This window comes from Streptomyces sp. NPDC005863 (assembly GCF_042871345.1).
Lineage (GTDB): Bacteria > Actinomycetota > Actinomycetes > Streptomycetales > Streptomycetaceae > Streptomyces.
Map to the genome: position 1 here is coordinate 605,322 of NZ_JBIAII010000003.1, position 24,136 is coordinate 629,457.

Annotated in this window: 21 protein-coding genes; 13 read left to right on the forward strand and 8 right to left on the reverse strand. The window is 74.3% G+C overall.

Features of this window, described 5'->3' with window-relative positions:
* Positions 1–11: 11 nt before the first annotated feature.
* The 3 genes from ACFYO9_RS15030 to ACFYO9_RS15040 form a co-directional block, all read right to left on the reverse strand.
* Positions 12–1,274 carry an FAD-dependent oxidoreductase gene (locus tag ACFYO9_RS15030; protein ID WP_358773252.1) on the reverse strand — a complete coding sequence of 421 codons (1,263 nt, stop codon included), beginning with the start codon at positions 1,272–1,274 and terminating at the stop codon, positions 12–14.
* Positions 1,275–1,436: 162 nt separating this feature from the next.
* A complete protein-coding gene (locus tag ACFYO9_RS15035) occupies positions 1,437–2,795 on the reverse strand; it encodes a deoxyguanosinetriphosphate triphosphohydrolase (RefSeq protein ID WP_358705042.1) in 1,359 nt (452 codons plus the stop codon).
* A gap of 62 nt (positions 2,796–2,857) precedes the next feature.
* A complete protein-coding gene (locus ACFYO9_RS15040) occupies positions 2,858–3,673 on the reverse strand; it encodes a CbiX/SirB N-terminal domain-containing protein (RefSeq protein WP_358773254.1) in 816 nt (271 codons plus the stop codon).
* Between the two features lie 347 nt (positions 3,674–4,020).
* Here ACFYO9_RS15040 and ACFYO9_RS15045 point away from each other — a divergent pair, with 347 nt between their 5' ends.
* Positions 4,021–4,677: an ElyC/SanA/YdcF family protein gene (locus ACFYO9_RS15045; RefSeq protein ID WP_355808634.1), complete on the forward strand. Its 657-nt coding sequence runs from the start codon at positions 4,021–4,023 to the stop codon at positions 4,675–4,677.
* Positions 4,678–4,935: 258 nt separating this feature from the next.
* Complete coding sequence (locus tag ACFYO9_RS15050; protein WP_358773257.1) at positions 4,936–7,110, forward strand: molybdopterin oxidoreductase family protein; 2,175 nt, start codon at positions 4,936–4,938, stop codon at positions 7,108–7,110.
* Between the two features lie 122 nt (positions 7,111–7,232).
* Here ACFYO9_RS15050 and ACFYO9_RS15055 read toward each other — a convergent pair whose 3' ends face one another.
* Together ACFYO9_RS15055 and ACFYO9_RS15060 are read right to left on the reverse strand one after the other, a co-directional pair.
* Positions 7,233–7,529 (reverse strand): DUF6355 family natural product biosynthesis protein, encoded by a 297-nt coding sequence (locus ACFYO9_RS15055; RefSeq protein WP_355808629.1) that lies wholly within the window; start codon positions 7,527–7,529, stop codon positions 7,233–7,235.
* Positions 7,530–7,712: 183 nt separating this feature from the next.
* A complete protein-coding gene (locus ACFYO9_RS15060; protein WP_358773259.1) occupies positions 7,713–8,177 on the reverse strand; it encodes a gamma-glutamylcyclotransferase family protein in 465 nt (154 codons plus the stop codon).
* Positions 8,178–8,390: 213 nt separating this feature from the next.
* Between ACFYO9_RS15060 and ACFYO9_RS15065 the strand changes: the two genes are divergently transcribed.
* The 6 genes from ACFYO9_RS15065 to ACFYO9_RS15090 all read left to right on the forward strand — a co-directional run bounded on the left by ACFYO9_RS15065 (position 8,391) and on the right by ACFYO9_RS15090 (position 14,087).
* On the forward strand, positions 8,391–9,239 hold the full coding sequence (locus ACFYO9_RS15065; protein WP_358773260.1) for a hypothetical protein: 849 nt from the start codon (positions 8,391–8,393) through the stop codon (positions 9,237–9,239).
* An 8-nt stretch (positions 9,240–9,247) separates the two neighbouring features.
* Positions 9,248–10,588: a HAMP domain-containing sensor histidine kinase gene (locus ACFYO9_RS15070; protein ID WP_358705054.1), complete on the forward strand. Its 1,341-nt coding sequence runs from the start codon at positions 9,248–9,250 to the stop codon at positions 10,586–10,588.
* Between the two features lie 171 nt (positions 10,589–10,759).
* A complete protein-coding gene (gene soxR / locus ACFYO9_RS15075; RefSeq protein ID WP_355808617.1) occupies positions 10,760–11,275 on the forward strand; it encodes a redox-sensitive transcriptional activator SoxR in 516 nt (171 codons plus the stop codon).
* A gap of 167 nt (positions 11,276–11,442) precedes the next feature.
* Positions 11,443–12,240, forward strand: a complete 798-nt coding sequence (locus ACFYO9_RS15080; RefSeq protein ID WP_358773262.1) for an aminotransferase class IV — start codon at positions 11,443–11,445, stop codon at positions 12,238–12,240.
* Positions 12,241–12,635: 395 nt separating this feature from the next.
* On the forward strand, positions 12,636–13,226 hold the full coding sequence (locus tag ACFYO9_RS15085) for a hypothetical protein (protein ID WP_355808612.1): 591 nt from the start codon (positions 12,636–12,638) through the stop codon (positions 13,224–13,226).
* A gap of 234 nt (positions 13,227–13,460) precedes the next feature.
* Positions 13,461–14,087, forward strand: a complete 627-nt coding sequence (locus tag ACFYO9_RS15090) for a class F sortase (RefSeq protein ID WP_355808609.1) — start codon at positions 13,461–13,463, stop codon at positions 14,085–14,087.
* A 438-nt stretch (positions 14,088–14,525) separates the two neighbouring features.
* On the opposite strand, the gene ACFYO9_RS15095 is transcribed toward ACFYO9_RS15090, so the two are convergent.
* From ACFYO9_RS15095 to ACFYO9_RS15105, 3 genes are all read right to left on the reverse strand, one after another.
* Entirely contained in the window at positions 14,526–15,308 is a 783-nt protein-coding gene (locus ACFYO9_RS15095) for a TSUP family transporter (protein ID WP_358773264.1), read from the reverse strand.
* 116 nt (positions 15,309–15,424) lie between these two features.
* Entirely contained in the window at positions 15,425–15,616 is a 192-nt protein-coding gene (locus ACFYO9_RS15100; protein WP_355808603.1) for a hypothetical protein, read from the reverse strand.
* 141 nt (positions 15,617–15,757) lie between these two features.
* On the reverse strand, positions 15,758–17,842 hold the full coding sequence (locus ACFYO9_RS15105; protein WP_358773266.1) for a ferric reductase-like transmembrane domain-containing protein: 2,085 nt from the start codon (positions 17,840–17,842) through the stop codon (positions 15,758–15,760).
* 278 nt (positions 17,843–18,120) lie between these two features.
* On the opposite strand from ACFYO9_RS15105, the gene ACFYO9_RS15110 reads away from it, so the two are divergent.
* The 5 genes from ACFYO9_RS15110 to ACFYO9_RS15130 all read left to right on the forward strand — a co-directional run bounded on the left by ACFYO9_RS15110 (position 18,121) and on the right by ACFYO9_RS15130 (position 24,090).
* On the forward strand, positions 18,121–19,578 hold the full coding sequence (locus ACFYO9_RS15110) for an FAD-dependent oxidoreductase (protein WP_358773347.1): 1,458 nt from the start codon (positions 18,121–18,123) through the stop codon (positions 19,576–19,578).
* Between the two features lie 97 nt (positions 19,579–19,675).
* The gene (gene nirB / locus ACFYO9_RS15115) at positions 19,676–22,177 is read left to right on the forward strand and encodes a nitrite reductase large subunit NirB (protein ID WP_358773349.1); all 2,502 of its coding nucleotides are present in this window, start codon (positions 19,676–19,678) and stop codon (positions 22,175–22,177) included.
* Positions 22,174–22,560, forward strand: a complete 387-nt coding sequence (nirD, locus tag ACFYO9_RS15120) for a nitrite reductase small subunit NirD (protein WP_358773268.1) — start codon at positions 22,174–22,176, stop codon at positions 22,558–22,560. Before nirB ends, nirD begins: the two co-directional genes overlap by 4 nt.
* A 54-nt stretch (positions 22,561–22,614) precedes the next feature.
* Positions 22,615–23,199 (forward strand): TetR/AcrR family transcriptional regulator, encoded by a 585-nt coding sequence (locus ACFYO9_RS15125; RefSeq protein ID WP_358705070.1) that lies wholly within the window; start codon positions 22,615–22,617, stop codon positions 23,197–23,199.
* A gap of 114 nt (positions 23,200–23,313) precedes the next feature.
* Entirely contained in the window at positions 23,314–24,090 is a 777-nt protein-coding gene (locus ACFYO9_RS15130) for an SDR family oxidoreductase (RefSeq protein WP_355808588.1), read from the forward strand.
* Positions 24,091–24,136 lie beyond the last annotated feature (46 nt).

A 24,136-nucleotide genomic window follows, 5' to 3' on the forward strand; every position in this document is an offset into this window, starting at 1 on the left:
TGCCCGGCCGGTCACCCCAGGAGCGACGCCAGGGGGGTCGACGGGTCCGCGAGGGCGTCGGTATCGGGGCGCCTGCCCTCCCGGATCAGCTGCTGGATCGGCTCCGTGACGTCCCACACATTGACGTTCATGCCCGCGAGGACCTGCCCGTCGCGCAGCCAGAAGGCGATGAACTCGCGCTTGCCGGTGTCGCCGCGGACCACCACTTGGTCGTACGAGCCCGGGGGCGCCCAGCCGGAGTACTCCAGGCCGACGTCGTACTGGTCGGAGAAGAAGTAGGGCACGCGGTCGTAGCTGACGTCCTTGCCGAGCATCGCGCGGGCCGCGGCGGGTCCGCCGTTGAGGGCGTTGGCCCAGTGCTCCACGCGCAGGCTGGTGTCGAAGAGCGCGTGGCGCACGGCGGCCACGTCGCCCGCCGCGTAGATGTCGGGGTCCGAGGTGCACAGGGAGGCGTCGACGGCGATGCCGCCGCCGTCCGCGCGGTCGGCGAGTTCGAGGCCCGCGGACTCGGCGAGGGCCGTGCGGGGGGCCGCGCCGATCGCCGCGAGCACGTCGTGCGCCGGGTGCTCCTCGCCGTCGTCGGTGCGGGCGGCGAGGACCATGCCGTCCTGGCCGGTGATCTCGGTGAGCCGGGCGCCGAAGTGGAAGCGGACGCCGTGCTCGGCGTGCAGGTCGGCGAACATCTGGCCGACCTCGGGGCCGAGGACGGCGTGCAGCGGGGTCGGCTCGGGCTCGACGACGGTGACCTCCGCGCCGTACTCACGGGCGGCCGCGGCGATCTCCAGGCCGATCCAGCCGGCGCCCGCGATGACCAGGTGGCCGTTGTCCCTGCCGAGGGAGGCCAGGACGTTGCGGAGCCGGTCGGCGTGGGCGAGCCGGCGCAGGTGGTGGACGCCCGCGAGGTCGGTGCCAGGGACGTCCAGGCGACGGGGTTCGGCGCCGGTGACGAGCAGGAGCTTGTCGTAGCGGATGACGGTGCCGTCGCCCAGGCGCACGTTCTTGGCGGCGCGGTCGATGGCGACGACGGTCTGGCCGAGGTGCAGTTCGACGTCGGCCTGCGCGTACCACCCCGGTTCGTGGACGAAGACGCTGTCGCGCTCCTCCTTGCCGAGGAGATAGCCCTTGGACAGGGGCGGACGCTCGTACGGGTGGTCGCGCTCGTCACCGATGAGGATCACCCGTCCGGTGAACCCTTCGGAGCGGAGCGTCTCGGCCGCCTTGGCGCCGGCCAGCCCTCCTCCGACAATGACGAACGTCTGATCCGCGTCGACCACTTGATGCCTCCTTGCCCGGGGTACCGGGGATGTACCCCGGAAGAACACAGACTTGCCACTCGGTCTTGCCGCCACAGGGAGCGTCCCGCACGGAGCGTGATGCGGGAAGGGGGCGTGGCCCCGACTGGCCACATTCCGTCACCCCCTGTGGTCACTCCATGGTCACTTACCGTCGTTCCGCCGGGACACGGCCCACGGCTTCGCCGTCATGCGCGTGTGCAGGGCGCGGGCCGCCGCGTCGGTGAGCGACGCGATCTGGTCGATCACCACGCGGCGGGCGGCCCGGTCGTCGGCCGCCGCGTCGTACAGCGCGCGGAACTGGGGGTCGAGGCCGTCGGGGGCGCGGGCGGTGAGCGCCTCGGCGAGCTCGGCGACGACGATGCGCTGGTCCGCGCGGAGCCGCTCCTGGGCGGGGCGCTGCATCACATAGCGGTCGGCGACGGCCTTGAGGACCGCGCATTCGTGGCGCGCCGCGCGGGGGACGACCAGCTCGGCCGCGTACCGCGTGAGGGGCCCCGTGCCGTACCGCGCGCGGGTGGCGGTCTCCGCGGCCAGACAGAAGCGGCCGATGAGCTGGCTCGTGGCGTCCTTCAACCGGGCCTGGGCGACGGCCGATCCGTCGTACCCGTGCGGCCACCACTCCTGTTCCAGGAGGCGGTCGAGGGCCTGGGCGAGCTCTTCGGGGTCGGTGTCCTCGGGTACGTAGCGTCCGATCGCGACGGCGTAGATGTCCTGGCGCTCGGGCTCGGCGTGCAGCGCGTTGGGATCGATGTGCCCGGCGTGCAGGCCGTCCTCGAAGTCGTGGACCGAGTACGCGACGTCGTCCGACCAGTCCATGATCTGCGCCTCGAAGCAGGTGCGGTCCCCCGGCGCCTGGCCGCGCACCCAGTCGAAGACCGGCCGGTCGTCTTCGTAGACGCCGAACTTGGCGGAGGCCGGGTCGCTGGGGTGGCCGCCGCGCGGCCAGGGGTACTTGGTGGCGGCGTCCAGGGCGGCGCGGGTGAGGTTGAGGCCGACGCTGACCAGTTCGTCGCCACCGCGCGCGCGCACGAACCGCTTGGGCTCGATGCGGGTGAGGAGCCGGAGCGACTGGGCGTTGCCCTCGAAGCCGCCGCAGTCGGCCGCCACTTCGTTCAGCGCCTGTTCGCCGTTGTGCCCGAAGGGCGGGTGGCCCAGGTCGTGCGAGAGGCACGCCGTCTCCACCAGGTCGGGGTCGCAGCCCAGGGCGGCGCCCAGCTCGCGGCCCACCTGGGCGCACTCCAGAGAGTGCGTAAGCCGGGTGCGGGCGCTGGCGTCCCAGGCCTGGCTGCGGGTGCCGGGCGTGACGACCTGCGTCTTCCCTGCGAGGCGGCGCAGCGCGGCGGAGTGCAGGACCCGCGCGCGGTCACGCTGGAAGGCCGTGCGCCCCGGCCTCTTGTCGGGCTCGGCGGCCCACCGGTCGACGGCTGCCTCGTCGTAGACGCTGTAGGCGCTGTGAGCGGTGCGGTCCTCGGGTCGCGCGTGCGGTGCTGTGCCTTCCATGCACCGACAGTAGACGCAAGCACTGACAAACAGGGATGTGGCCCCGGTGATTTCGGCCTGCGTCAGACGCCGCTGAGACGGCGTCCCCGGGCCGGTACGGGGGTGGTGCGTGCCTGGTCGTAGCGGTGCAGGACGAGCCGGGCGAGCGCCGGGTGCGCACCGAGCGGGGCCGCGGCGAGCCAGGGGGCGGCGGCCGCGCTCTGGGCGGCGAAGCGGCCCGGCGCGGTGAAGTACGAGGCGACGGCGGCCCGTGTCCGCCCCTGCGCGGCGAGGGTGTCGAGCGCCTGCGGCACGGTGCGGGCGCAGGCGGCGGTCGGGGCGGCGTAGGCGGGGACGACGGGGACGCCGATGCGGTCGGCGAGCAGTGCGGCGGCGCTCTCCGTGTCGGCGGCCGACTCGGGGTCGCGGGAGCCCGCGGCGGCGAGGACCACGGCGTGCCGTCGGCGCTCAAGCGCGCTCATGGCCCGCGCGGGCCAGCCCGCCTGGACGAGCCGGGCGTGCAGCGCGGCGGCGAGCAGCGGATGCGGGCCGAGCGCGGCGGCGACGCGGGTGTCGACCGCGGCGGCGTCCGCGGCGGCGCCGGGTATGTCGCGCTTGACGTGCTGGCCGCGGCCGAGAAGCAAGGGGACGAGGACGGCGGCCTCGTGGGCCAGGGTGCCGAGAGTGTCGGTGAGCAGGGGCTCGTTCAGTTCGATGTGGCCAAGGCGGACGACGAGACCGGGGCGCTGCTCACGGACGCGTTCGGCGAGGGCGGTGACGGTGGTGAGGGCGCGGGGGTCGCGGCTGCCGTGGGCGACGATGACGAGGGTGGGGCGGCGGGGTCGGAGGTCGCGGTGAGTGCTGCCGGACGCGTGGTGAAGAGGGTTCGACGGCGTCATGGACCGAGGATGGCCGGGGGATGTTGCCGGGGCGTTGCGCGGTGGTGACGGCTGTTTTCCCGCCGCTCACGGTGGGTGGCGGGGCGCGGTCAGGGTCGGGCCCGGGGGCGGGGTCGGGGTCATCTCCGGGTTGTTTCGGGGGCGGGAGGCGCTGACGCGGCGGGTGGCGGCGTTTACGGTTGTGGCAGTGATCGGGTCGGGGGGATCCGGTGGGTACAGGGGCACGGGGGCGGATGACGGTGGAACGACACGGGGAACGGGAACGGCCGGGGTGGGCGCGGAGGTTGCGGGCGCGATGGTTGCGGACGGGGCCGAGGTGGCGGACGCACAGGCCGGCCTGGCTGCGCATGCCCCGCACCCGCACGGAGCGGCGGCGGACCGTGCAGGCCGTGATGGCCCTGTGCGTGCTCGCGCTGTCCCCCGCGACCTGGCTGTTCGTGACCACGGACGACAAGGTCGGCACGGTCGAGGACGCGCCACGCTCCCGGGTCGCCATGGTCTTCGGCGCGGGGCTGTGGAAGGGCGAGCCGTCGCCGTATCTGGCCCACCGGCTCGACGCGGCGGCCGAGTTGTACCGCAAGGGCCGCATAGAGGTCGTGCTCGTGACGGGCGACAACAGCCGTGAGGACTACGACGAGCCGGACGCCATGCGCGCGTACCTGAAGAAGCACGGCGTGCCGGGGCGCCGGATCGTGAGCGACTACGCCGGGTTCGACACGTGGGACTCCTGCGTCCGCGCGAAGAAGATCTTCGGCGTGGACCAGGCGGTGCTGATCAGCCAGGGGTTCCACATACGCAGGGCGGTCGCGCTGTGCGACGCGGCGGGCGTCTCGTCGTACGGCGTGGGGGTGGACGCGGTGCACGACGCGACCTGGTACTACGGCGGCGCGCGGGAGGTCTTCGCGGCGGGCAAGGCGGCGCTCGACGCGGCGTTCCGGCCCGATCCGCACTTCCTGGGGCGGCAGGAGCCGGGCGTGGAGCGGGCGTTGGCCTCACGGCGCTGAGCGGAGGGTGGGCGTGCGTGCGCGGTGGCCTTGGCTGTGACCGCGACCGGTTCCGGGTCCGCGCCCTCGCCCTCGCCCTCGCCCTCGCCCTCGCCCTCGCCCTCGCCCCGGCGGGAGGGTCGGGACGGGTGGCCCTCACCCCTGCGGGAGGCTCGGGCCGGCCTCACAGCCGGGCGCGGGGGACGCTGAGGTCGGCTTACCGCGTGCGTAACGTGATCACGCCGGGGCACGTAACACGCCCGGCGGAGGCTGGACGGCATGCACTCCACTGCGACACCGGCGACACCGGCGACTCCCCCGGCCACGGACCCGGCTGCCCGGGCCGGGGTGACGGCGACCCACTGTCCGTACTGCGCGTTGCAGTGCGGGATGGGCCTCCGGGCGGAGCCGGGCGGCGGGGTGGAGGTGGTGGAGCGTGCCGGCTTCCCCGTCAACAAGGGGGCACTCTGCGGCAAGGGCCGGACGGCTCCCGAGGTGCTCTCCTCGCGGGTGCGTCTGACGGAGCCGCTCGTCCGGTCCCGCGCCACGGGCGAGCTCGCGCCGGCCACCTGGGAGGAGGCACTCGACCGGATCGCCGACGAGCTGTCCCGCGCGCGGGCGGAGCACGGGGCGGACGCCTGCGGGGTGTTCGGCGGGGGCGGTCTGACCAACGAGAAGGCGTACGCGCTGGGGAAGTTCGCGCGGGTGGCGCTCGGCACGTCGCAGATCGACTACAACGGCCGCTTCTGCATGTCGTCGGCGGCGGCCGCCGGGCAGCGGGCGTTCGGCCTGGACCGGGGGCTGCCCTTCCCGCTGGAGGACGTGCCGCGCACCGGCTGCGTGATCCTCGTCGGGTCGAACCTCGCCGAGACCATGCCGCCCGCGCTGCGCTACCTCACGGAGCTGCGGGCGAACGGCGGCACGCTGATCGTCGTGGACCCGCGCCGGACCAGGACCGCCGAACAGGCCGACCTGCACCTGGCGCCACGGCCCGGCACGGATCTCGCCCTGGCGCTCGGCCTGCTGCACCTGGTGGTGGCGGAGGGGCGCACGGACGAGGCGTACATCGAGGAGCGGACGAGCGGATGGGAGGAGGCACGGGCGGCGGCGATGGCGCACTGGCCCGAGCACGTGGAGCGGATCACCGGCGTGGCGGTGCCCCAACTGCGGGACGCCGTACGGCTCTTCTGCGACGCCGGCGCAGCGATGGTGCTCACCGCGCGCGGGCCCGAGCAGCAGGCCAAGGGCACGGACACCGTCGGGGCGTGGATCAACCTGTGCCTGGCCACGGGGCGCGCCGGTCGGCCGTTGTCCGGGTACGGCTGCCTGACGGGCCAGGGCAACGGCCAGGGCGGGCGCGAACACGGCCAGAAGGCGGACCAGTTGCCCGGTTACCGCAAGCTGACCGATCCGGCGGCGCGGGCTCATGTGGCGGGCGTCTGGGGGGTGGATCCCGACTCCCTGCCGGGTCCGGGCCGGTCGGCGTACGAGCTGCTCGACGCGTTGGGCGGGGACATCAGGACGCTGCTCCTGATGGGCTCCAACCCGGTCGTCTCCGCGCCGCGGGCCGCGCACGTGGAGGAGCGGCTGCGTTCGCTGGACTTCCTCGCGGTGGCGGACGTGGTGCTGTCCGAGACGGCCCGACTGGCGGACGTGGTGCTGCCGGTGACGCAGTGGGCGGAGGAGACCGGGACGGTGACGAACCTGGAGGGGCGGGTACTGCTGCGGCGCCGGGCCGTGTCCGCGCCGGCGGGAGTGCGCAGCGACCTGGACGTACTGCACGGGCTCGCGGCCCGGCTCGGTCACGGGAAGGGGTTTCCCACGGAACCGGAGGAGGTGTTCGAGGAGCTGCGCCGGGCGAGTGCGGGCGGCCCGGCGGACTATTCGGGGATCAGTTACGAGCGGCTGAGGGAGGACGAGGGGGCGGGGGTGTTCTGGCCGTGCCCGGACGAGGGGGTGGCCGACGCGGCGGGGGTGCCGGGTGGTGGGGGGCCGCATCCTGGGACGCCGCGGCTGTTTCTGGACCGGTTCGCGACCGAGGACGGGCGGGCGCGGTTCGTGCCGGTGGTGCACCGGGCAGCGGCGGAGGAGCCGGACGCGGAGTATCCCGTGCTGCTGACCACGGGGAGGGTGCTCGCGCAGTACCAGTCCGGGGCCCAGACGCGGCGCGTCGACGAGCTCAACTCTGCGGCTCCGGGGCCCTTCGTGGAGCTGCATCCGCGGCTCGCCGCGCGTCTGGGGGTCGGGGAGGACGATCCGGTCGCCGTCGTCTCGCGGCGCGGCCGCGCGGTGGCTCCGGCGCGGGTCACGACGGCGATCCGCGCGGACACGGTCTTCATGCCGTTCCACTGGCCGGGCGAGGGCCGGGCCAACAACCTGACGCATCCGGCGCTGGATCCCGTCTCGCGGATGCCGGAGTTCAAGGTGTGCGCGGTGCGGTTGGAACGGGCGTAGGGGGTGGTGGGTGGTGGGCCGGGGGGAGCGTGTGCAGCGGTGTGCAGGTTGGGGGTTGGCAGGGTGACGGGCCGCTGGGGTGGTCGGGGGCGGCCCGTCGTCCTACGGGGGCGGGGTCAGGGTCAGCAGGTGCGGCCGATGTAGTGCGCGCCCTGGATCTTCTTCGCCGAGCCCAGCCAGCTCCTGCCCGGGGCGACGCAGCGCTCGTAGTCGGGGCCCCAGGCCACCCGCACCTTGATGACGACACGGGAGCCGTCGCTGGTGCAGTGGTTGTAGTACGCGTCGCTGGCGGTCTCGTAGAAACCGCAGGGGTTCAGGGCCGCGGCCGGTGCGTGAGCGGACGCGGTGCCCGCGGCGGGGAGGCCGAGGGTGAGGGCCGCGGCTCCGACGAGGACCGACAGCGTACGGCGAAGGCTCATGGGCAACTCCTGCTGAGGACGTGGTGCTCGCGCACCGGCTCATGCACCGACCGGTGCGGACAGAGAGTCGCATCGACCGGCGCCTTCCGTGATCACGCGGGCGGCTCTTGTCGCTCGCACGGGCGACGAAGTCCACCGGATCGAGTGCGCGGGTGGTGCTGGGTGGGTTGTGTGCCCTGGTGCTCAGTGGTGGGTCCTGGGGGTGGTGGGGGTGGTGGGGGTGGTCCAGTCCCCGCCGTCGATCACCGTTCCGGAGGTCAGGAGGTCGGCTGCGAGGCGGGGGGCGGCGATGTAGATCCAGGCGCGGGTCGTCGTACCGTCCGGGCGGATGACGTCGCGGGCGACGCGTTCGTACAGGTTGCGGGGGTCGCCGGGGACGTACTCCTCAAGGAGGTCGAGGGCGACGAGGAGCCGGTCGTAAGAGGCGGGCCCGGCCGTCACCAGTTCTCCGTGGACCGGGCCGTGGCCCGCGGCTTCGACGGCGTAGGGATATCCGGGGCCTTCGTAGAGGACCGCGTTCGGCCACCGGGCGGGCTCCTGCGCGACGGTCCGGCCGTGCAGGTACGCGGCGTGGTTGGGTTCGCCCGGGCGCAGGGTGCCGTAGACGAAGAACGGCAGGTTCACGTGCCGATCGTGCGCAGCGTCCATATGACGATTGTGCACAGCTTCGGCCAGAGGCGAGCGCCCAGGTCGAAGGTCCTGAAACTGGTGGTTCGGCAGTGCTTAGGGGCAGCTGTTACACAATCTTCCGTTTTCCGTGATGGACGGTTCCTACCTTCGAGAGCGGTGGCCGGCCGTTCTGCCGAATCCCCGGTGCAGTCCCCCGGCCGGCCACCACCAGCGCGCCCCCTCACATGCCGCATGTCACATGTGCATGCCATACGCCACCTGACGGTCAGCCTCGCCATGAACCCGATCTCCCGCCGCCCGCTCCTGCTGGGCGCCGCCCCCTTCGCCGTCCTGGCCGCCTTCGCGCTCGCCGGGTGCGGCGGCACGAACGGCCTCGGCCACGGTGAGGCCGCGCCGACCGTCTCCGTACAGCCGCGCCCCGAGGCGGTCTGGCCGGCCTGGACCGGTACGTCCTCGCGGGCGCCCGGCGCGGAGGCCGCCACGCGGCAGCCGCCGCCGCGCCCGCTGAGGGGGCTGGCGCGCGTCGGCTCCGGGGGGCTGGCCTCGGTGGACGTGCACGCGGTGCTGCGGGCCGATCCCCGTACGAAGCCGCTGGCCGACCGCGGGGAGATCGACCGGCCGGGGCGTGCGGGGCTGCGTCCGCCGAAGTTCCTGGACCTGACCGGTGACAAGAAGCCCGAGATGCTCGTGGCCGCCGACACCGAGAGCGGCCGGTCCGTCCTGGCCGTCTACCGCGAGGAGGGCGGCAAGGTCTATCCGATCCTGTTCACCTCCGGCAGGAATCTGGCCGTGGAGACGATCGGCCCCGATCTGCTGGTGCGTACGCCGTGTTCGGACGGCGGCGAGCAGGCCGTGCGGTTCCACTGGGACGGCGCCCGGATGTCCACGGTCAGCGACATCAAGAACTACAAGAACAGCAAGGACAGCAAGAGCAACAAGAACAACAAGCATTCCGACCGGCCTGCCGGGCCCCTTCAGCCGCAACTCCAGCCGCAACCGGAAGCCGGCACCTCCACGCCGCCCACATCGCCCACACCGGCCACGCCCCCCAAGTCCCCGTCGCCGCCCCCATCCCCGTGAGGACCTCGATGTCGCGCACGGTCGGGCGGCGGCCGCACCCGGTCTCGGCGGCCCTGGCTCTGGCTCTGGCCCAGCTCCGTGCCGCGCCGGGCCGTCTCGGGTTGCGCTGGAAGATCGCCGCGCTGCTCGCCGCGGGCTGCGCCGTGGTGGCCGTCGCCATCGGCCTGCTCGTGCATGACGCCCGGCTCGACCAGGTGACCGACAGCGCCCGTTCCGGCGCGGTGGCACAACTCGTCCGCGTACGGCAGTTGTACGAGCTCACGGGCCAGGTCGACCAGGCCGACACGGGGGCCGCCCTCGACGACCCGCGGCTGCCGGGGCCGTTGCGGCGGGCCGCGTTGGCCGGGCAGCGGACCACCTACCTCGACATGGCGTCGGACGACCCGTGCGTCTGGGCGGCCCGGCCGGTCGGCGACCATCCGCGCCATGTCCTGTCCGTGCGGGAGTCGTTGCGGCAACAGGCGGACGAGATGGCGGAGTTCGACCGGCAGTTGCTCGTCTCGGGTGCCGTCGTCGTCGGCCTCGCCGCGCTGGGCGGCGCGGGGCTTTCCAGCCGGCTCAGCCGCGAACTGCGCACCGCTGCGGCCATCGCGCGCCGGATCAGCCAGGGCGAACTCGACGCCCGCATCGGCGATCCGCGGCGGCCCGCCGGGACGCACGGCGGGAACGAGGTGGCCGAACTGGCCACCGCCGTCGACACGATGGCCGCCTCCCTGCAGCAACGCCTGGAGGCCGAGCAGCGGTTCACCGCGGATGTCGCGCACGAGCTGCGCACCCCGTTGACCGGGCTGCACACGGCGGCCGAGCTGCTGCCGGCGAGCCGCCCGACCGAGCTGGTCCGCGACCGGGTGCGCGCCCTGCACGTCCTCACCGAGGATCTGCTCGAAGTGGCGCGGCTCGACGCGGAGGTGGAGAAGCCGGACCTGGAGGTGCACCCGCTGGGGCGGCTCGTCGAGACCATCGCGGAGCGTACGGGCGGTTCGACGGCCGGTTTCACGGCGGTGGGTGCGAAGAGCGCGTACGAGACGTACGTACGGACCGACGCGCGCCGTCTGGAGCGGATCCTCACCAACCTGGTCAGCAACGCCCACCGGCACGGGGGTGCTCCGGTCGAGGTGCGGGTCGACGGCGTGGAGGTCGGGGTGCGTGACCACGGGCCCGGCTTCCCGGAGCGGTTGCTGGCGGACGGTCCGCAGCGGTTCCAGACCGGAGCGCGTGAGCGCGGCCAGGGCACGGGCCTCGGCCTGACCATCGCGCTCGGCCAGGCCCAGGTGATCGGCGCCCGGGTGACGCTCACCAACGCCGCGGACGGCGGGGCGGTGGCGACGGTGCGGTTGCCGCGGGCTTGACGTCGGGGGGCGCGGTTGCCGTGGGGCTGACCTCGGGGGTGCCGCTGCCGTGGGGCTGGCCTCGCGGAGGGGCGCGGCTGCCGCGGGGCCGTACCGGGCGCGTACGGCGGGGAGTTGGGCGGTGCGCACCGCGGTCCGGGGTCCCGCTCCACCCCTGACTACGCTGGCGGCATGACCCACCGCCTCGCCCCGCTAGCCAAGGAAGCCACCATCGGCGAGCTCGCCGAACGCAGTGGCGTCGCACCCTCCGCCCTGCGGTTCTACGAGAGCGAGGGGCTCATCACGTCCCGCCGTACGTCCGGCAACCAGCGCCGCTACAGCCGCGACACCCTGCGCCGCGTCGCCTTCATCCGCACCTCCCAGCAGTTGGGCATGCCGCTGGCCGCGATCCGTGAGGTGCTCTCCCTGCTCCCCGAGGACCGCACCCCGAACCGGGCGGACTGGGCCAGAATCTCCGAGTGCTGGCGCGAGGACCTCGACGAGCGCATACGGACCCTGCAGCGGCTGCGCGACAACCTCACGGACTGCATCGGCTGCGGCTGCCTCTCGCTCTCCCGGTGCGCGCTGTCCAACTCGTGGGACGGGCTGGGCTCGCGCGGGCCGGGACCGCGCCGCGTGGTGGAGAAGGAGATCCCCTGCGCCACCGGGGCGTGCGGGTCCACGCCGGCGGACCGGGCCACCCCGTAGCGGCGACGGACGGACGGCATACCGGCGTCTCGCCGCCACCGCGCCCACGCCTCGCCGCCGCCGCGCCCACGCCTCGCCGCCGCCGCGCCCACGCCTCGTAACCGCCGTGCACACCGCCGTGCACACGCCTCGTCAGCCGCCGCGCGCACGTCTCGTAGCGTGTCCGCATGACTATCACCGCACTGGTCGAGCGCATCGAGATCGACGGACAGCCGGCCACCGCCGAGGCCCTGCTGTGGCCCGCACTCGTCCAGACCGGGCACTTCACCGCGATGCAGGTCAGGGGCGGCAAGGTGCGTGGCCTCGACCGTCATCTGGCCCGGCTCGACGCGGCCACCCGCGAGCTCTTCGGGCACGCCGTCGACGGGGAGCGGGTGCGCGGCCTGATCCGGCACATCCTGCGCGACGACATCACGGAGGCGACCGTACGGATTCACGTCCACGCTCCCGACGGGGAGCCGTCGTTCATGGTCACCGTCCGGCCGCCGACGGAGCTGGCGGTCACCTGGGATGAGCGGGCGCAGTCGCTGCGGTCCGTGCCGTACCAGCGGCCGTTCGCCCACATCAAGCACCTGGGCGGCTTCGGGCAGGCGCGGCACGCCGAGCTCGTGCGCCGCGCCGGCTTCGACGAGGCGCTGCTCACCGGGGCGGACGGCGCGGTCAGCGAGGGGGCCGTCACGAATGTCGCCTTCTTCGACGGCGACGCGGTCGTGTGGCCGAGCGCACCGCACCTGTCCGGCATCACGATGCAGCTGGTCGAGGCCGGTCTGCCCGCCGCGGGCCTGCCGACCCGGCACGCGCCGGTCACCCTCGCCGACCTCCCGTCGTACGCGGCGGCCTTCGTCACCAACGCCTGGGGGGTCAGGCCGGTGCGGCGGATCGACGACGTGACGTACGGGATCGACGAGGAGCTGATGGGGAGGGTGGCCGGGGTCTACGAGGCGGTGCCGTGGGACGCGATCTGATCCCGGTCGCCCCTCGACCTCCCCTCCGTCCGCCTGGTCTCTCCCCTCGGCCTGGTCTCCACGCTCGGCCTGGTCTCCCCCCTCGACCCGGCCTCTCCCCTCGGCCCGGCCCCCCTCCGGCCGCTCCCCCGGACGGGCTACCCGGCGGGTGCGGGTCACCCATTCACAGGCGTCCCGCGCGCCCTTCGGGCAGTTTCCCCCGCTACCCCGGTGACCTGCTGGAACGCGTCCGTCACCGGGTCCCAGAGAGCCCGAAACCCCTGTTTCTGATGCCCCATCAGGAAGCGTGGGCCGCTCGCTGCCACTTACCTCGGTAGAGCGGGGTTCGACCGACGCAGCGGCACTTGGGGGTGCCGCGGGCCGTGCCTGCGCGAAGGCCCTCGGAGGAACGAGCAATGCGCAACGCCCGCCTGCTGACCGGTACCGCTCTAGCCGTGGCGGTGGGCGCCCTGTCCGTCCCCGCCTTCACCGTCCCCGTCCTCGCCGCGGCCGGCGCCCCCGGCCCGCCCGCCGGGGTCCTGCAGATCCAGCCGGCCACCGTCACCCCCGGCTCCAACGTCACCGTGCACACCACCGCGTGCGGACCCGGCGGGACGGCGACGGGTGACGCCAGCGCGGTGGGCGCGGGAACGTTCACGATGGCGCCCGGGGCACACCAGGAGAGCGGTGAGGCCACGGCCGGCCGGTTCGAGGTGCCTCCGTCGGCGCAGCCCGGCACCTACGAGATCGTCGCGAAGTGCTCCGGATCCGGCGGTTCCGGGGCGAAGGACAAGCGGATCGCGGGCGACCTGGTGGTCACCATCACCTCCACCGCGGCCGCCGGCGAGCGTCCGCACCCGCTCCCGCGGGGACACGTGAAGACGGGGGTCGGCGGCGCACTCGGCCCCGACCCCGTGCAGACCGCGGCGGGAGTGGCGGCCCTGGCCGTCGCCGCCGCGGGCGGTACCTGGCTCCTGCATCGCCGGGCGAGAGGCGACAGGATCTGACGGACACCCTCCGCTGTCCACCGGTACCGCCGCCCCCGCCCCTTCCCGGCCCGTGTCCCCTCGCGGGCGGGGAGGGGGAGGGGGACGAGGGAGTGGCCCGACCGACCCCGAGGGGGACGCCGTATGCGCCGTACATGCCGTACACGCCGCGCACCGAAGTCCCGTACGCGTTCCCGTACGGGGTCCCGTAACCGCCGCAAGGTCGGGAACGCGCTCATAGGCACGGTCACCGCAGTGGCGCTGTGCACCGGGGCGTGGCTGCTGAGCAGTGGCGGGCGGACGCATCCGCCGCCGCAGCCGTCCGCCGCGCAGGCCGCGTCGCCCGCCGGGCCGGTCACGCGCCCTCCCCACCACGAGCGGCAGCCGGCCGCCACCCGCGCTTCCGGCACCGCCACCGCGCCGCTGCCGCCGTCCCCGCCCGACCGTGTGCGGATCCCCTCGATCGGCGTCGACACGCCGTTGATGGGGCTCGGCCTGACCAAGCAGGGCAGCCTCGACGTGCCGCCGCCGGAGCGGAAGAACCTGGCGGGCTGGTACGAGGCGGGCACGACGCCCGGCGAGCGCGGCACCGCGATCGTGGCGGGCCACGTCGACAACAAGGAGGGCCCGGCCGTCTTCTACCAGCTGGGCGCGTTGCAGAAGGGCCGCACGATCGAGGTCGCGCGCAGGGACGGCAGCGTGGCCGTCTTCACCGTCGACGCGAACGAGGTGTACGACGCGGCGGACTTCCCCGACGAGAAGGTGTACGGCGCGGCCCCCCGCCCCGAGCTGCGGGTCATCACATGCGGCGGCAGATACTCGAAGCAGACGGGCTACCAGGGCAACGTAGTCGTCTTCGCCCACCTGACGGCGGTGCGGTGAGGCCCGTGCGGGGCGGGGGCGTGACTGCTGCCCGGCGCGGGGCAGCAGCGTGGTGACCGCCCGGTGTGCGGGGCGTCGAGGATTGCCCGGCAGGGTGGCTCGGCTGCGCGCCCGGCCCGGAGGGGGCGGGCGATTCCTCGGCGAGCGGACCGAGCCCAGCCCCCTCCCGGTGCGGGGCATTGCGCTCCCTCGCGCCGTGCGCCGTGGCGTTCCCGGTACGATGTGCTGCCGCTGGTCGGCGCCGGGCACTGCGATTTCCCGGCGTGGGCGCCAGACCCTGTTGCTCCCGGCGCGGGGCGCTGCCCGCTTGCGGCGCCGGGCACTGCGCCTTCCCGGCGGGAGCACCAGACCCTTACCGCCCCGGCGTGGGACGCCAGACCCTACCGCCCCCAACGCGGCGCGGGGCCCGAGTCCCTGTTGCGCCCCCGGCGAGCCCCCTCACGCCAGCCACTGCTCGTAGGCCATCTTCACGACCAGGGCCAGGACCGTGGTCAGCAGGACCGCGCGGACGAAGCCGCTGCCCTTCTTCAGGGCCGTGTGTGCGCCGAACATGCCGCCCGCGAGGTTGAAGACGGCCATGAGGGCGGCCAGCTGCCACAGGACCGCGCCCTGCCAGGTGAACATCGCGAGGGCGCCCGCGTTGGTGCAGCAGTTGACGATCTTCGCGGTGGCGGAGGCGGAGACCAGGTCGAGGTGGAGCACCGCCGTCAGGGCGAGGACGAGGAACGTGCCGGTGCCCGGGCCGATGAGGCCGTCGTAGAAGCCGATGCCGAGGCCCGCGAGGCCGATCGCGGCGAGGATCCGCTTCGGCGAGGCGGGCCCGGTGGCCGGCGCCGTGCCGAACGCGGGCCGCAGGATCACGAAGGCGGCGACGGCGAGCAGCACCACCATGATGACCGGCTTCAGGACCTCCGTGCTCATCCCGGCCGCGAGGAACGCGCCGCCCATCGATCCCACGAGCGCGGCGAGACCGATCCGCACGGCGGTCGGTACGTCGACGGGCGTCTTCCTGACGTACGTGACGGCGGCGCCGGTCGTGCCGACGATCGCCACGGCCTTGTTCGTACCGAGGGCGTGCGCGGCGGGGGTGCCGCCGGGGAGGCCGAGGAGCAGGGCGGGGAGCAGCAGCAGTCCCCCGCCGCCGACCACGGCGTCGATCCAGCCGGCCGCGAGGGCGGCGAGGCAGAGGACGACGATCGCGGTCAGGGATATGTCAGGCATGATCGCGACCTTAAGTACCGGGTGATCACGGCGTCCACGAAAAGTCGGAGAGTTGAGGGTCTTCTGAGGTCCGGGCAGGAGACCGCGGCAGGGCGTTCGAGCGGGGCCCGGCCCCCTCAGGGCGCCGCCTGGGGAGCCGGTGCCATCGGCGACGTGCGGTCGGGGGCCGGGGGCGCCGCCGGGTCGACGGCCAGGGCCAGCACCGTGGCGACCAGCGCGCTCGCTCCTGCCAGGCCTGCCGCGAGTTTCCGGCGGGCCAGGAGGGTGGGTCCCGGGGCGGGGGCGACGGGTTTGCGGTGACGTCCCATGGGGTTGGGTGACCAGCTTTCGTTCTCGGGGGCGGGGCGGGGCGGGGCGGGGCGGGGTGGGGCGGAGGGGAGCGGGAGCCGGAGCCGGAGCGGGAGCGGGAGCGGGAGCCGGAGCGGGAGCGGGAGCTGGAGCCGGAGCGGTCAGAGCGTGAAGTGCTCCGCGTGGATGTGCTGGGCGGGCACCCCCGCACGCAGCAGCGCCGTCGTGGCCGCGGCCGTCATGCCGGGCGGCCCGCACACGTAGACGTCGTGCTCGGCCAGGTCCGGGACCAGGTTGCGCAGGGCCTGCGGCGCGAGCGGGGAGAACGCGGCGTCGGAGCGCCCCAGCAGATAGTGCAGGCCCGCGCCGCGCCGCTCCGCGATCGCCTCCAGCTCCTCCCGCAGGACGAGTTGCTCGGCGCTGCCCGCGCGGTAGAGCAGCGTGAGGTCGCCGGGCCCGCCGGGCAGCGTCTCGAACAGGGCCCGCATCGGCGTGATGCCCACGCCGCCCGCGAGGAGCAGCACCTTGCGCCGCGTACGGCGATGCGCGGTGAGCGCGCCGAAGGGCCCGGTCGCCAGGACGCGCGTGCCCGGACGCAGGCGCCGCATCCGCCGGGTGTGGTCACCGGCCGCCTTCACCGTGATGCGCAGCATGTCGTCGCGTACGGGCGCCGAGAGCGAGAACGGCAGCGCGGTGCGCCAGAGCCTGCGCTGCAGGAAGCGCCACCGGAAGAACTGGCCCGGCTCGGCGCGCAGTTGGTCGACCCCGATGCCCTGCACCGTGACGGAGACGACACCGGGCCCCTCGCCGCGCACCTCGGTGACGCGCAGGCTATGGCGCAGTGCCTGACGTACGGGGACGACCAGGCGGTACCAGCCGAGCAGAACGGCGACGGTGGCGTGCAGCAGCGACCAGAGCCACAGGGTGAGGACGCCGGCGGCGACGTCCGGTCCCGCGAGCTGGTGCGCGAAGGCGAGTGCGGCGCCGAGGTAGGTGAGCAGGTGGACGGCGCGCCAGGTCTCGTGCGAGACGCGGCGGCGCAGCGCGCGGGCCGAGGTGGCGCCGACGGCGGCGAGCAGGACGGTGCCCGCGGAGGCGGCGGCGACGCCCGGGTAGCCGAGCAGGCCGAGTGCGGTGCTCAGCAGGTCGGTGCCGGTGTGGGCGGCGTACGCGCAGAGGGCGAGCAGGGCGTGGGCCGCGCAGAGGCTCAGCACGTACCGGCCGCCGAGGGCGTGCCGCCGGGCGAGCAGGTCGGCGCCGACGCCGTGCTCGACGGCGGGGACGCGGGCCATCAGGAACAGCATGACGAGGATCCCGTACCCGGCGAGCAGCCCGGCGAGGTGCGCCGCGGTGGCGCACAGCACGTCGAGGCGCGCGGACGGCTCCACTTGGGCGGCCCACAGCGCGGTGACGGCGAACGCGCCGCCGAGCACACCGGTCCGCAGGGCGCGGGGCGAGACGCGGATCGGGGGGACGGGGGTGCCGGGGGTGCCGGGGGTGCCGGGGGTGACGGGGGTGACGGGGGTGCCGGTGGTGCCGGTGGTGCCGGTGGTGCCGGTGGTGCCGGGGTTCTGCGGTGCCGTGGTCGCGCCTCGTGGCGGGCGCTGCGGGCTCGGCGGGCTTTGCGGGCTCGGCGGGTGCTGCGGGTGTTGCGGGTGCTGCGGGCTCGGCGGGCTCGGCGGGCTCGGCGGGCTCGGCGGGCTCGGCGGGCTCGGCGGGTGCTGCGGGTGTTGCGGGTGCTGCGGGCTCGGCGGGCACGGCGGGCTCGGCGGGCACGGCGGGTGCTGCGGGTGCTGCGGGTGTTGCGGGCTCGGCGGGTGCTGCGGGCTCGGCGGGCCCGGCTGGCCCGGCTGGCTCGGCTGGCTCGGCTGGCTCGGCTGGCTCGGCTGGCTCGGCTGGCTCGGCTGGCCCGGCTGGCCCGGCTGGCTCGGAGCCACTCCTCGCCGCCCCCCGCGCCACACGCCCCGCCGCCCCCTCCGTGACACGCGACGCCGCACGCCCGGCGCCCCGACCGGTGGCGCGCCCGCAGGCGGCACCTCCACCGGCTGACCGTGCGCCGGCTCACCGTGCGTCGGCGCGCCGCGCATCGGCCCGCCATGCGTCGGGTCGTCGTACGTCGGCCCGCCCTGCGTCGGCCCGCCGTCCGTCGGCGGAACGCCGGGGTCCGGTGGGGCGTCCATCTGGCGCAGGTACGCGGCCAGCGCGGGGTACGCGTCGAGTCTGGGGTCGGCTGCCTCGGTGGTCACGGCGGCACACTAGGCGCCGTGAGGGGTCGAGATCCGCTGGTCAGCGGCGTTCGCCGGTTCCTTAAGGCGGCCTTGAGGAACCGCTCAACAGGGGTTAAGCCATGGGCCCTCACAGCCCTCCCCCGCCGCCGCTGAGCGCAGCGTTCCCCGCGGGAAACAGCTCCGATCCTGCCGGGTAACACCCGCGTCGCAGGCTGCTGGACATGATCTCCTCAGCGCAGCCGCCGGCCACCGGCACCGCACCGGCCCCCGAAGGTCACCCCGGGGAAGCTGCCCGTGTGGTGGTGATCGGCGCGGGCCTGGCCGGCGCCCGCCTGGCTCAGCGCCTCGGCGACGGCACCGTCCTGATCGGCGAGGAGGCGCACTCCCCGTACAACCGCGTCCTGCTCGCCGAGGTCCTCGCCGGCCGGTACGGCCCCGAGGTGATCGCCCTGCCGAGTCCGCGGAGCCCCGTGCTGCGCACCCGCGTGGTCCGGGTCGACCGTACGGAACGCCGGGTACTGTGCGCCGACGGCACCGTCGTCCCGTACACCACCCTCGTCCTCGCGACCGGCTCCAATCCCGTACTGCCGCCGCTGCGCGGCCTGTTCGCGCCCGGCGCAAGGGAACTGCCCGGCGGCGTGCACGCGTTCCGCACCATGGACGACTGTCTCGCCCTGTCCGCGGCGGTGGCGGAGGGCGTCCGCGTCGTCGTCATCGGCGGCGGCCTCCTCGGCGTCTCGGCGGCCCGCGCGCTCGCCTGCCGCGGCGCCCAGGTCGTACTGGTCCAGCAGGCCGAACGGCTCATGGAGCGCCAACTCGACCCGACGTCATCCGAGTTGGTGCACCGCCACCTCACGGGGCTGGGCGTCGAAGTCCACACGGAGTGCCGGGTGCGCGGAGTCCGAGTCACGGACGGCGCGGTGCGGGGCGTCGTCCTCGCCGACGGCTATCTGCTGGAGACGGAGCTGACCGTCGTCGCGTGTGGCGTACGGCCCCGCACCGGGCTCGCCCGGGCCGCCGGTCTCGACGTACGCCGGGGCGTCGTCGTGGACGACCTGCTGCGGACGTCCGACCCGCACATCCGGGCCATCGGCGACTGCGCGGAGCACGACGGCCGCGTCTACGGTCTCGCCACGCCCGCCGTCGAGCAGGCCGACGCGTTGGCGGAGGCCCTGATCCGGGACGCGGCGGAGGGAGGCTCCTCAGGCCGGAATGCCCTCGGCGAAGCCGCCGCGAGCCAACGCGCCACGAGTCGGAACGCCCCTCACCCCGACGAGGCGGGCCGAGACCACGCGAGCCGACACGCCGCGGACCGAGACGACCCGAGCCAAGGCGCCGGCACCGACACCGCGAGCCGAACCGCCCCCCGCCGAGACGACACGACCCAAGCCCCGCCCGGCCAGACCTCCCCCACCCCGAACACCCCAACCCCCCAGCCCCTCCACCTCCCCGCCCGCCCCTACACCGGCACCCGCACCCTCACCCGCCTCACCCTGCCGGGCCCGGGCCCGCTGGATCTCGCGGCCTTCGGGGATCCCGAGCCGCGCCCCGACGACGACGTCGTCCAGCTCACCGACGCCACCCGCGGCACCTACCGCAAGGTCGTCGTCCGCGACGGCCGGCTGGTCGGCGGCGTCCTGCTCGGCGAACTCGCCGCGGTCGGCGCGCTCGCCCGCGCCTGGGAGGCCGACGACCCGCTGCCCGACGACGACAGCCCCCTGCTCCACCTGCTCGCACACGACGGAGGCCGCTGACATGCCAACGCCCGCCCGGACCCCGCAGCCCCCGCGGCCCGCCCAGACCACGCAGACCCCGCAGTCCCGCCCCACCCTCGTGCTCGTCGGACACGGCATGGTCGGTCAGCGGTTCCTTGAGGCCGCCGCCGAGCAGGGGCTCACCGCGAGCCACCGGATCGTGGTGCTCTGCGAGGAGCCGCGCCCCGCCTACGACCGGGTGCAGCTCACCTCGTACTTCTCGGGTCGCACGCCCGACGAACTCTCGCTCACCGACCGGGCGTTCCTCGACGAGCACGGCATCGAGCTGTACGTGGGCGACGCGGCGGAGACCTTCGACCGCGAGGCCAGGACGGTCACCGCGCGCTCCGGCGCCGTCTTCCCGTACGACGCGCTGGTGCTCGCCACCGGCTCGTACCCCTTCGTGCCGCCCGTGCCCGGCAAGGACGCGGCGGGCTGTTTCGTCTACCGGACCATCGAGGACCTGCTGGCCATCGAGGAGTACGCGAAGCGGCGCGCCACCACCGGCGCGGTCGTCGGCGGCGGGCTGCTCGGCCTGGAGGCGGCGGGCGCCCTGCAAGGCCTCGGACTGACCACGCACATCGTGGAGTTCGCGCCGCGCCTGATGCCGGTGCAGGTCGACGAGGGCGGCGGCGCCGCGCTCCTGCGCACCATCACCGGCATGGGCCTGAGCGTGCACACCGGCACCGGTACGCAGGAGATCGTGACCGGTGATGACGGCGCCGTGACCGGCATGAAGCTGTCCGACGGAAGTGAACTCGCCACGGATCTCGTGGTGTTCTCGGCGGGTGTCCGGCCGCGTGACCAACTCGCCCGCGAGCACGGCCTGGAGGTCGGCGAGCGCGGCGGCATCACCGTCGACGAGCGGTGCCGCACCAGCGACCCGCACGTTTACGCGATCGGCGAGTGCGCCCTCGCGGCGGACGGCCGCGTCTACGGCCTGGTCGCGCCGGGCTACGAGATGGCGCAGACGGCGGCCGCCGCCATCGCCTCCCACGAGGGCAGCTTCACCGGCGCCGACCTGTCCACCAAGCTGAAGCTCCTCGGCGTCGACGTGGCGTCCTTCGGTGACGCGCACGGCGCGGCGGAGGGCTGCCTCGACGTCGTCTACACCGACTCGCGTTCGGGCACGTACAAGAAGCTGGTGATGGCGCCGGGCGGGGAGCTGCTCGGCGGGATCCTCGTCGGCGACGCCGAGGCGTACGGGCTGCTGCGCCCGCTCACCGGATCCGTACCGCCCGTCCCCGCCGAGCAGTTGGTGCTGCCGGCGGGCGCGGGGGCGCCGGTCGCGCTCGGCCCCGAGGCGCTGCCGGGCTCCGCGGTGATCTGCAACTGCCACAACGTCACCAAGGACCAGATCTGCGCCTGCTCCAGCCTGCCCGAGGTGAAGAAGTGCACCAAGGCCGGTACCGGGTGCGGCAGTTGCCTGAAGGTGATCGGGCAGCTGCTGCCGAAGAGCGGCGACGTCGGGCTGTGCGGCTGCTTCGCGCAGACCCGCCAGGAGCTGTACGAGATCGTGCGCGCCCTGCGTGTCACCTCCTTCCGCGCGCTGCTCGACGGGCACGGCCGCGAGGAGGCGCGCGGCGGCGAGGGATGCGACGAGTGCAAGCCGGCGGTCGGCTCGATCATCGCCTCGCTGGCCCCGACGATCGGCGCCGGCGGCTATGTCCTGGACGGCGAGCAGGCCGCGCTGCAGGACACCAACGACCACTTCCTCGCCAACCTCCAGAAGAACGGCTCCTATTCGGTGGTCCCCCGCATCCCCGGCGGCGAGATCACCCCCGAGAAGCTGATCGTGATCGGCGAGGTGGCCCGGGACTTCGGCCTCTACACGAAGATCACCGGAGGCCAGCGCATCGACCTGTTCGGCGCGCGCGTCGAGCAGCTGCCGATCATCTGGACGCGGCTCGTGGACGCGGGCTTCGAGTCCGGCCACGCCTACGGCAAGGCGCTGCGCACCGTGAAGTCCTGTGTGGGGCAGACCTGGTGCCGTTACGGCGTGCAGGACTCGGTGCGGATGGCCATCGACCTGGAGCTGCGCTACCGCGGCCTGCGCGCCCCGCACAAGCTGAAGTCGGCGGTCTCCGGCTGCGCCCGCGAGTGCGCCGAGGCCCAGTCCAAGGACTTCGGCGTCATCGCCACGGCGAGCGGCTGGAACCTGTACGTCGGCGGCAACGGCGGCGCCACCCCGCGCCACGCCGACCTGCTCGCCCAGGACCTCGACGACGCCGAACTGGTGCGCCTCATCGACCGGTTCCTGATGTTCTACATCCGCACCGCCGACCGCCTGGAGCGCACCGCGGCCTGGCTCGACCGGATCGACGGCGGCCTCGACCACGTGCGCGACGTCGTCGTCCACGACTCGCTCGGCATCTGCGACGAGCTGGAGTCGCTGATGGCCGCCCACGTCACGCACTACCGCGACGAGTGGGCCGAGACCCTCCACGACCCGGAGCGGCTCGCGCGCTTCGTGTCGTTCGTGAACGCGCCGGGCGTGCCCGACCCCACGGTCGGCTTCGTCCCTGAGCGGGACCAGATCAAGCCCGACCTTCCCCTGCTGTCCCTCTCCCCCCGCCCCCTGGAAGGAGCCGCACGATGAGCGACTCGACCGCCTCGCACGCCTCGGACGCATCGCAGGCCTCGCCCGCATCGCACGCCTCTCACGTACAACTGCGCCTGGACGACGCCTGGTTCGCGATCTGCGACCGTACGCAGCTGATGCCGGGCCGGGGCCTCGCCGCCCTGCTGCCCGACGGCCGGCAGGCGGCGCTCTTCCTGGACCGCGAGGGCCGCGCGTACGCGATCGACAACCGCGACCCGTTCACGGGCGCCGCGGTGCTCTCCCGGGGGCTGCTCGGCACGGAGCGGGGGCGGCCGTTCGTCGCCTCGCCGCTCCTGAAGCAGCGGTTCGACCTGGAGACGGGGCGGTGCCTGGACGACGAGGAGGTGTCGGTCGCGGTGCATCCCGTCAGGGTCGCTTGACCGTTCGTCCGGGCTACTTGACCGTTCGTTCCAGAATCGCGTACCGTCTTCCTCGTGGCCAGGACCAAGGAATTCGATCCGGACGCCGCGCTGCAGTCGGCCTTGGAGCTGTTCTGGCGGCGCGGCTACGAGGCGACGTCGATGGCGGACCTCGTCGAGGCGCTCGGCATCGGGCGCGCCAGCATCTATGCGACCTTCGGGAACAAGCACGAGCTGTACCTGAAGGCGCTGGAGCGGTACGCCGCCGCCCAGAACCCGCGCCTGCTCGCCGAGCTGTCGCAGCCGGGCCCCGCACTGCCCGCCGTCCGCGCGGTCGTGCGGCGCTTCGGGGGCGAGGCCGCCTCGCCCGAAGGGCGCCTGAACGGCTGCTTCATCACCAACACCGCGGCCGAGCTCGGCCCGCACGACCAGCCGGCCGCCCGCTGCGTCGAGCGCAGCTGGGAGCACATGGAGACGCTGCTGCACTCCGCACTCGTCCGCGCGCAGGCCCAGGGCGAGCTCCCGCCCGAGCGCGACCCGCTGGCGCTCGCGCGCATGCTCCTGACCCTGATGCAGGGGCTGCGCGTGATCGGCAAGGCGTCGAAGGACCCGGCCCGCGTGCGGGACGCGACGGAGCAGGCGCTGAGCCTGCTCGACTGAGCCTCGCCGGACCGCCACATCGCCGGATGGCCGATCGCCGCTCCACACCCCGGCCCCCGGGCTGTTTTTTTGTGACCTCATACTGAACCGATCGTTCAAGAAAAGAGTACCGTCATGGCTTCAGCAGCGCGCTCCCGCTTCACCGGCCGTACCGCCCTCGTCACCGGCGGCGGCTCCGGGCTCGGCCGGGCCATCGCGCTCGCGTTCGCCGCCGAGGGCGCGAACGTCGTCGTCGCCGGGCGCACCGAGGGCCCGCTCAAGGAGACCGTGGGCCTGATCGAGGACGCGGGCGGCACGGCCCTCGCCGTCCCCGCCGACGTCTCCCGATCCGCCGACCTGGCCGCGCTCGTCGCCGCCACCGTCGACCGCTTCGGATCCGTGGACGTGGCCGTGAACAACGCGGGCATCCTGCGCGGCGGGCGCCCCCTCGCCGAACTCCCGGAGGACGACTGGCGGTTGATGCTCGACATCAATGTCACCGGCGTCCTGCTCGCCCTGCAGGCCGAGGTGGCGCAGATGCGCACGCAGCCGGGCGGCGGGGCGGTCGTCAACATCGGCTCCACGCTGGGCGCGCACACCAGCACCCCGGGCACGGCGGCGTACGGGGCGACCAAGGCCGCCGTCTCCGCCCTGAGCCGCGCGGCCGCCGCCGAGCACATACGGGACGGCGTCCGCATCAACACCGTCAGCCCCGGCTCCTCCGACACCACCATGTCCTTCCGCGCCGGCGAGACCGAGGCCGACCGGGCGGCCCGCATGAGGGAAGCGACGCCGCTGGGCCGTGTGTCGACGACCGAGGAGGTCGCCGCGGCCGTGCTGTACCTGGCGTCGGACGAATCCGGGTCGGTCGTCGGCGCGGATCTGGTGATCGACGGCGGCGCGGCGGCCTGAGACCCGCCTTCCCGCGGGCCCGCCTTCCCTCCGGGGCCCGCCTTCC

Excerpts from the sequence above, each read along its gene's own strand:
- soxR (WP_355808617.1), top strand. The coding sequence starts at position 10,760 with ATGACCCACCGCCTCGCCCCGCTAGCCAAGGAAGCCACCATCGGCGAG.
- ACFYO9_RS15130 (WP_355808588.1), top strand. The coding sequence starts at position 23,314 with ATGGCTTCAGCAGCGCGCTCCCGCTTCACCGGCCGTACCGCCCTCGTC.
- ACFYO9_RS15100 (WP_355808603.1), bottom strand. The coding sequence starts at position 15,616 with ATGGGACGTCACCGCAAACCCGTCGCCCCCGCCCCGGGACCCACCCTC.
- ACFYO9_RS15085 (WP_355808612.1), top strand. The coding sequence starts at position 12,636 with ATGCGCAACGCCCGCCTGCTGACCGGTACCGCTCTAGCCGTGGCGGTG.
- ACFYO9_RS15070 (WP_358705054.1), top strand. The coding sequence starts at position 9,248 with ATGTCGCGCACGGTCGGGCGGCGGCCGCACCCGGTCTCGGCGGCCCTG.
- ACFYO9_RS15060 (WP_358773259.1), bottom strand. The coding sequence starts at position 8,177 with ATGGACGCTGCGCACGATCGGCACGTGAACCTGCCGTTCTTCGTCTAC.
- nirD (WP_358773268.1), top strand. The coding sequence starts at position 22,174 with ATGAGCGACTCGACCGCCTCGCACGCCTCGGACGCATCGCAGGCCTCG.
- ACFYO9_RS15080 (WP_358773262.1), top strand. The coding sequence starts at position 11,443 with ATGACTATCACCGCACTGGTCGAGCGCATCGAGATCGACGGACAGCCG.
- ACFYO9_RS15045 (WP_355808634.1), top strand. The coding sequence starts at position 4,021 with ATGCCCCGCACCCGCACGGAGCGGCGGCGGACCGTGCAGGCCGTGATG.
- ACFYO9_RS15040 (WP_358773254.1), bottom strand. The coding sequence starts at position 3,673 with ATGACGCCGTCGAACCCTCTTCACCACGCGTCCGGCAGCACTCACCGC.
- ACFYO9_RS15035 (WP_358705042.1), bottom strand. The coding sequence starts at position 2,795 with ATGGAAGGCACAGCACCGCACGCGCGACCCGAGGACCGCACCGCTCAC.
- ACFYO9_RS15065 (WP_358773260.1), top strand. The coding sequence starts at position 8,391 with ATGTCACATGTGCATGCCATACGCCACCTGACGGTCAGCCTCGCCATG.
- nirB (WP_358773349.1), top strand. The coding sequence starts at position 19,676 with ATGGTCGGTCAGCGGTTCCTTGAGGCCGCCGCCGAGCAGGGGCTCACC.
- ACFYO9_RS15095 (WP_358773264.1), bottom strand. The coding sequence starts at position 15,308 with ATGCCTGACATATCCCTGACCGCGATCGTCGTCCTCTGCCTCGCCGCC.
- ACFYO9_RS15055 (WP_355808629.1), bottom strand. The coding sequence starts at position 7,529 with ATGAGCCTTCGCCGTACGCTGTCGGTCCTCGTCGGAGCCGCGGCCCTC.
- ACFYO9_RS15050 (WP_358773257.1), top strand. The coding sequence starts at position 4,936 with ATGCACTCCACTGCGACACCGGCGACACCGGCGACTCCCCCGGCCACG.